The organism is Anoxybacillus sp. CHMUD (assembly GCF_013096965.1).
GTDB classification, from domain to species: Bacteria; Bacillota; Bacilli; order Bacillales; family Anoxybacillaceae; genus Anoxybacillus; species Anoxybacillus kestanbolensis_A.
Window position 1 is genome coordinate 1 of the sequence record NZ_SDLG01000035.1, and the last position, 7,307, is coordinate 7,307.

At 38.9% G+C, this 7,307-nt stretch carries 8 protein-coding genes; all 8 read right to left on the minus strand.

The genetic code is table 11. The features are described from left to right. Positions 1-661, minus strand: a 661-nt coding sequence (locus ETB99_RS14185) for a HAMP domain-containing protein (protein ID WP_171700896.1), incomplete at its 3' end; no start/stop codon positions are given. Positions 662-855: 194 nt separating this feature from the next. Further along, positions 856-1,122, minus strand: coding sequence for a hypothetical protein (locus tag ETB99_RS14190; RefSeq protein WP_171700897.1), 267 nt, complete (start codon positions 1,120-1,122; stop codon positions 856-858). A gap of 378 nt (positions 1,123-1,500) precedes the next feature. Then, positions 1,501-2,784 carry a cell wall-binding repeat-containing protein gene (locus ETB99_RS14195; protein WP_375153724.1) on the minus strand — a complete coding sequence of 428 codons (1,284 nt, stop codon included), beginning with the start codon at positions 2,782-2,784 and terminating at the stop codon, positions 1,501-1,503. Between the two features lie 130 nt (positions 2,785-2,914). After that, positions 2,915-3,298, minus strand: coding sequence for a DUF302 domain-containing protein (locus ETB99_RS14200; RefSeq protein WP_129000934.1), 384 nt, complete (start codon positions 3,296-3,298; stop codon positions 2,915-2,917). 134 nt (positions 3,299-3,432) lie between these two features. After that, positions 3,433-3,624, minus strand: a complete 192-nt coding sequence (locus ETB99_RS14205) for a DUF2933 domain-containing protein (protein ID WP_035021201.1) — start codon at positions 3,622-3,624, stop codon at positions 3,433-3,435. A 61-nt stretch (positions 3,625-3,685) separates the two neighbouring features. After that, the gene (locus ETB99_RS14210) at positions 3,686-4,066 is read right to left on the minus strand and encodes a cupredoxin domain-containing protein (protein ID WP_035021207.1); all 381 of its coding nucleotides are present in this window, start codon (positions 4,064-4,066) and stop codon (positions 3,686-3,688) included. A 3-nt stretch (positions 4,067-4,069) separates the two neighbouring features. Continuing rightward, positions 4,070-6,271: a copper-translocating P-type ATPase gene (locus tag ETB99_RS14215; protein WP_253263652.1), complete on the minus strand. Its 2,202-nt coding sequence runs from the start codon at positions 6,269-6,271 to the stop codon at positions 4,070-4,072. 275 nt (positions 6,272-6,546) lie between these two features. Beyond that, entirely contained in the window at positions 6,547-7,116 is a 570-nt protein-coding gene (locus ETB99_RS14220) for a hypothetical protein (protein ID WP_084703110.1), read from the minus strand. Between the last annotated feature and the right edge of the window lie 191 nt (positions 7,117-7,307).

The window sequence follows — 7,307 nt, forward strand, 5'->3', positions numbered from 1 at the left end:
CTTTACCTAGCTGTGCTAGCTCGTCTTTTCCTTTTACTTGCAGACGAACGGAGAAATCGCCCTTGCTTAGCTTTTCAGTCGCTCGCTTCATACGAATGAGCGGAATCGTAATGGCTCTTGATAAGAAAAAAATCGTCAAAATCGTCAAAAAGACGGAAAGAATGCCGACAACGAGAAAATGGTGTTTTAATTTCGCAATCATAGTTTGAATGGAAGCCGTCCGCTGAAACATATAGACATATCCTTTTGTTTTGCCGTCCATCCGAATCGGGCTGGCGGTGGCGATATACGATTCATTTTTCCAGTTGCTTTGCACGACCATTCCGCTATGTGGAATGTGGCGGACATCGGCATACAGAATGATTTTTTTGGCAAACGGCAAAATGTGATCGGAAAAATACAAAATATTCCCTTTTGAATCTGTAATGACAACATCCGTCTCCGCTTCAGACTCCATCATGACGACATGTTCTAACGTAGAAGGGTGATAGCTTTTTTCCAATACATCACGGTGATTGTTCCCTCTCGCTAACAGCTGCTCAAATTCTTCATTAATTCTAGCGTTAACGAGTGTCACATATAACGACGCAAATAAAACCGTTTCGATTCCTAACACAAAGACAAAAAATAATAGCCCTAACTTAAACGAAATTTTTCGCACTTTTGTCCCTTCCTTATAAGAGCTCATTATTGCTTTTATGTAGAGCGCTTTTTATTTTACAACATAAATTTGCAGAATCGATGGATTTTACAGTGAAAAATACACACGAATATTGCCTTGCAAATATCATACAACAATAGGCGGACGAAAAAAACACTGTAGTTTTAAGCCTACAGTGTTTCAATAACTGATCTTTACATCATATATCCTTGTTTCATCATTTGTTGATTCGTTTTGCTATTATTCATCATATGTTCCATCATTTGATCCATATTTTTAGTATTTCGACACTGTTCATACATTTTTTGTAATTGTTCCTCTGATAAATTTGGATGCATTTGTTTCATCATTGGCAACATTTCTTTCCAATCATTATTATCATTTTTATTTGCTGCAAAAACAGCTGTAGCTAATACAAAAGCTGAAACAAGGACGAACAAACCTGAAATAAATTTTTTCATTTTTTCAACACCTCCATCCTTTTCTGGTTTTAGAATAAAGGAAAAGTATGGAGAAAGTGTTCATAAACATTTACAAATTTTTGTCACGAATTATCATTAGTAATTAGATATTTTCAAAAATCGATTAGAATTTCTAATGGCCTAATGGCTCTGTCATCATAATCATACTTTGTTGCTTACATGTTTCTTAAACAACATGAATCATTACAAATTAGCTTGTAGAAGTTGTATGTGATGATATGCGAATAATTCAAGAACCTTTGATGTTAGTTGAATGCCATATGTTTGCATCATCATATTAACACCACAAGTTTCAAAAATAAAAAAAACAGCTTGCTCGGCTTGCAAGCTGTTTTGCGTATATAGATTTACGTGCTTCTAATGCCCTGCATGTCCTTCTCCGGTTGCCGGAACAATTTCGAGCTTTTCGTCAATAATTCCTTGCGTTTGATAAGGGATGGAGCGGAATGTGCCAGATAAAAATGCATGGTTATACGGTCCCTCTGTTGGCTCAACAGTAAAAGTTGGTTTTAAACGAGCTAAAAATTCATATACATCCGTCGTTAATGCTCCATTCTCTAGCCATATTAAAGGTGCGTGCTTTCCTAGATGGGAAAACGGTGCAGCTGCAATCGCTAATTCAGGGGTTTTCGTTGAAATAAATGATACGCCATGCCCCGGATTATTTAGCCCCCAACCAAACTTCGTTTTTTCATCTTTGTAGGTAGCAAAAGAAACGGATTGTTGCACCGGTGTATCGCCTGCGATTCGGACAACAGTGCCAAATGATTTTAGTTCGTTTTCCACTTCTTTAGAGATTACTGATTCGGGACCTAAAAGATATATATTTGCTTTTCCTTTTCTTTGCTGTAACGCCTCTTTTGTTGGCTGTGGAATTTCATTCGAAGAGACGTACAGTAACGGTTCTTCCATGTGGGCAATCCAATTGGCAGCTATAAGAGTGTACAATTTTGCCTTATCTTCCAAAGAACCAATAATCACACTTTGTGGAGTCTTACCGGCAATGTCGCTGTAAAATCGGTCAATTTCTTTCGCAAACGCAGCCGGATCTGTTTCACTAATTTGTTTCAGCTTAAAATTCTTTAATTTATCTAGTTCACTTTTCCTAAGATTTCCCATCACCATAATTTGCGTACCGTCAGCTGTGCCTAAAGGCTGAAGGCGGTTTATTTCCTTTAAGACGGCATCTGGTATTTTTTGATCTTTTGTAAATAAAACAGGGCCGTTGTTCGGATGATGAATTAAGTCTACACTTGCCAATGCGATTTGCCAACTTTCAACGGGCACTAAAATAATTCCGCCGGGCTGGTTTTCTTTATGGGTGGCAGGCCAAACCGTTTGTGAAACCATGACGGATAACTCAATAGGATCATCCGTGTTGATACGAGTAACGTTTTTCGTCGCTGTTATCATGATGTTTTGGCTTGCTAAACGGTTGAAAGAACTCGGTGGCTTCGCGAACTCCATTTCATTTGTTTTGTTATCTTTGTCTTTATCATTGGAGGACATATCCATATTTGCATGATCCATTTCTTTCGAATCATGATCCATCTGATTATGGTCATTGTTTTGATTGTTACATCCGGTAATGATAAAGACAGATAGCACAGCTACTAGCGCTCCCCTAAGTAATTTACTGATCATGTGTAATCCTCCTTGAAAGAATCTTTTCTTTATTGTATTTATCCCCATTTGTTATTACTTTTAAACTTTTCCCAAATTCCATAATAAAAGGTTTTTTATCAAAAAACAATGTGATTTTCACTTTATTTTATTTACACTCATTGATGCAGGATATCAATCTTTTTTCAATATTCTCGGCTAAGTGTTCCAATTGTTCATTATTCATCATGCTGATCAACATGGTTGGTTTTGGCATCCCAATTTTTGTCGTTTCATTTTCTTTATACACCACGATTTTGCATGGCAAAAAATAACCTGCCAATAAATTTTCAGAAAGTACACGCGCTGCCTCTTGAGGATTGCATACTTCCAAAATCACAAACGGTGTTTGAAAATCGAATCCTTTTTCTTGAAGCTTTTCCGTGACGCTAAATTTCCACAAAACTCCGAATCCTTCTCTTTTTAAACTCTCCTCCAATATTTCCATCGTTTCATTCATTTCCTTTTGTACTTCAACCGTATAATGAAACACTTTCATCAACCACCTTTCTCCAACATATTTTTGTATGCTATTCCACTTAGTTGTATGTAAAACTTAATAATAATATAACATAAAAGCCAAGTGTGTACTAAAAGCGAGCACTTTTAGTACACACTTCTCACCACTCATCTACTTTTTAATTGTTCCTTTAATCGTTCATTGTCTGTCTGTAATTTTGTAATCTGATCCTGTAATTCCTTGATGGAATGATGATCAGAAGAATGATGATCATGATGTTTATGATGCTTATGTCCTCTCATACAAAATAGCATCATTAAAGGACATAGTAACAATATTAAAAGATTAGCCCAATTCATTCCGTCTCTCTCCTCTTCCGCTTAGTTTACAGCTTTTGTGAAAAAACCACTATGTCATCTTTTAATCCTGAACAACTACTTTCCCGCGATACATCCCCATTTGACATTGAAACGAATATTCTCCGCTTTCTTTTGGCAGAAATTCAACCGTCACCTTTTCCCCAACAGGGAGAGCCGCACTTTTATTGAATTCAGGAAATACAACCATTTCCGAACAAGAGTTTTCCTCTTTGCGAATAAATTGAAACTTCACCGGCTTTCCTTTTTTTACTATAACAATGTGTGGAGTATAGCCACCTTTGACGATTATTTCTGCTTCTTGATATCCAGATGGGGTGAAGGTAGCTTTGTATCCGCCCTTTTTAGGCCCCCAGAAAAACCAAGCAACGAAAACAATAAGGAGCAGCCCACTCACATTAACGATTATTTGAGTCATATCCATCAATCATACCTCCTTTGGTTTAAAACGTTTCAGGCGATTGGCGTTTGCCACAACTGTAACAGAGCTAAACGCCATTGCCGCTGCGGCTACAAGCGGAGACAATAATGAACCGGTCAATGGATAGAGCACACCAAGAGCGATTGGGATGCCTAGTACATTATAAATGAACGCACCAATTAAATTTTGATATACATTTCTCATCGTTGCCCGACTAATTTGAATCGCCTGCACTACCGATTTTAAACTTCCTTTAACAAGGGTAATATCACTCGCTTCAATCGCTACATCCGTACCGGTTCCGATTGCCATTCCAATATCTGCCTGCGTAAGTGCCGGGGCATCATTGATTCCGTCTCCCACCATCGCTACTTTTTTTCCATCTGCTTGCAGTTTCCGGACAATTTCTGCTTTATTCTGCGGAAGCACATCGGAGATGACATTGGTAATCCCTACTTTTTTCGCGATTGCACGCGCCGTTCGCTCATTATCCCCCGTAACCATGATCACCTCTAATCCGATGTTTTTCATTGCCGTAATTGCCTCTAAAGAATCTTGTTTCACCGCATCCGCTACGGAGATGACTCCTTCCGGTTTTCCATCAACCGCCAAAAACATAGGTGTTTTTCCTTCGTCCGCCAATCTTTCGGCATGTTGTATATAGGCTTCTGTTGCAATGTTGCCTTTCTTCATGAGTTTTAAGTTTCCGAATAGAACATGGTGGCCATCAATCCATCCTTGCACGCCATGCCCCGGTATAGCTTCAAAATTCTCGGTTTTTCCCAGCAATATATTTTTCTCTTTAGCTGCTTCAAGTATTGCGCCTGCTAACGGATGTTCCGATCCTTGTTCGAGCGTTGCTGCGAAATAAATTAATTCTTTTTCTTTGAGGGAACCAACGGCGATCACATCGGTTAATGAAGGTTTGCCCATGGTGATCGTCCCCGTCTTATCTAAAACGATGGTCGTTAATTTCTGGGCGATTTGCAGCGCTTCGCCGGAACGGATGAGAATCCCGTTTTCCGCTCCTTTGCCTATCCCGGTTGTTAAAGACATAGGAGTGGCCATTCCTAATGCACAAGGACAGGCAATAATGAGCGTCGTCACTAAAACAATTAGAGCATACATACTTGAAGGTGAAGGACCGAAATTAAACCAAATTAAGTACCCAATGATAGCTAAAATGATTACACTCGGAGTAAAAATCTCAGAAACTTTATCAACAATTCGTTGAACAGGGATACGGGAGGCTTGAGCTTGCTTCACCATGTTGATGATATTAGATAATGCGGTATCATCCGGTGACTTTGTCACCTGAAATGTAAAGCTCCCTGTTTTATTCATCGTGCCGCCAAATACTTCGTCTCCTTGAACTTTCTGTACAGGCAACGATTCGCCGGTCAACATCGATTCATCAACAGTTGAACTTCCGTCAAGAATTATCCCGTCCACTGGTATCTTTTCACCGGGCCGTACAACAACGATATCCCCGATCTGAATTTGCGATATAGGAATTTCTGTTTCGACTCCTTCTCTTAACACCCGAGCCGTCTTAGGTTGTAAACCAATGAGTCTTCTAATCGCTTCAGATGATTTGCCCTTCGCTTTTTCTTCCATCGCCATTCCTAATACAACTAACGCCGTGACAACCGTTGAAACATCGTAATACACTTCCGCCATCGATGGATCTGGAAATAAGTCCGGCCAAAGCAAGGCGACAACCGAATAAATCCATGCCGCACTGATCCCGATGGCAATCAGTGTATGCATATTGGCTGAACGTTGTTTTAATCCTTCCCATGCCCCAATGAAAAACTGGCTTCCGCTATAAATCATCACAATTAAGGCTACTACTGCCATGAGCAGTCTGCTAAACCAGAGTTGACTGCTTCCCATAGGCAACAAATTTCTTATGATTGGAAAAAAATCTGGATAAGATACCAATATAATAGGAACCGACAATATTCCGGCAAACCACCATTTTTTCATTAGTTTTCGATACAATTGTTCATCATCTTCGTGTTTTTCTCTCTCTTCTGTTTGATGTGAGGTATCCGAGTGTATCGAGCTAGAACTGAAAGTGTTGGATTCGTGATGACATGAATGTTTCTCTTGATGGTGAGCGTGATGATGACCATGATCATGATGATGGTGGTCATGGTGATGATTTTTGTTATGGGTGCTAGAAATATGTTTATTCCCCTTCATAAATTCCCCTCCGTGAACAAATTTTCTTTCTTTATATGATCATGTTAAAAATAAAATATGTAGATTCTATGGAGAAATTCAGAAAATTAGGTGACACCTGAATCCTGATGAACGCATTTAACTGTAAAAAAGATGATTGTTTTCATCACGGTTTTGATTTGTCGACGCCGCACACGGCTCCATAGTGGACTGTCGTTTCGCTTCATGCTTCTTGTTGACCAGTAACCAATGAAACGTAACTGATTTTTATCCAACCGAGTGAAACATTTAGATACTTATCCAACATTTCTTGAAATTTTGTCTAAAACACCTATGTCAGTCCCAAATTTGCACATCGCATCACAATCACATCGGAGTTCAGAAAATAAAATGTAAGAAATTTGACAGGCATTTGAATGTCGAATGGACGGCCTTAAAAGTTGTGCTTTAATTTCTTTCTCGCGTTTATCCGGAGCAACTAAATAAAACTTAGTTTGATTTTCACTCATAGTTAAAGCCAAGTCATAGAGTCTTAAAATCCCAGAATAGATAGATGTACTTTTTTCAACCTCAAATGCACCAACAATTCTTTCTTTTTTGTCCAACCAAATGACATCAATGAGAGCAATGGTTTCCTTTATTGACTGAGAGATATTGGGCAAATTTAAGCGTTTTAAGGAAAATTCCCCTAACTTTTGATTATTCCACTCTCTCTTATGATCATTTTGAGCAATCCATACATCATAACCAAGCGCTTTCCCTAATCTTGCTAAATGATATTGCATTTCCGAGTGGTCATTTTCCTCGATAGCATCATTTATCACTTCAGAATGACGTTTCATTTTTGCTTTTGTTTGCTTTTCCATATTTTCTAATGTGATTTCATCATCTTTGGCGAGGAGACCCCGACTTCTAAGCGAGAGCGAAAGTCGGGGAGGAATTGCACCTTACGCAAGTTCCGCCACCCCCTTTCCATAAGCATATCCGTCAAATCGCTGAATGACTTGGACATATCTATAATTTATTCCTTGTGCGATACGCTTTCCGTCCTTGCCTT

Coding starts and splice junctions, on each gene's coding strand:
- ETB99_RS14215 (WP_253263652.1), bottom strand. CDS start 6,271: ATGAAGGGGAATAAACATATTTCTAGCACCCATAACAAAAATCATCAC.
- ETB99_RS14220 (WP_084703110.1), bottom strand. CDS start 7,116: ATGGAAAAGCAAACAAAAGCAAAAATGAAACGTCATTCTGAAGTGATA.
- ETB99_RS14205 (WP_035021201.1), bottom strand. CDS start 3,624: ATGAATTGGGCTAATCTTTTAATATTGTTACTATGTCCTTTAATGATG.
- ETB99_RS14190 (WP_171700897.1), bottom strand. CDS start 1,122: ATGAAAAAATTTATTTCAGGTTTGTTCGTCCTTGTTTCAGCTTTTGTA.
- ETB99_RS14210 (WP_035021207.1), bottom strand. CDS start 4,066: ATGGATATGACTCAAATAATCGTTAATGTGAGTGGGCTGCTCCTTATT.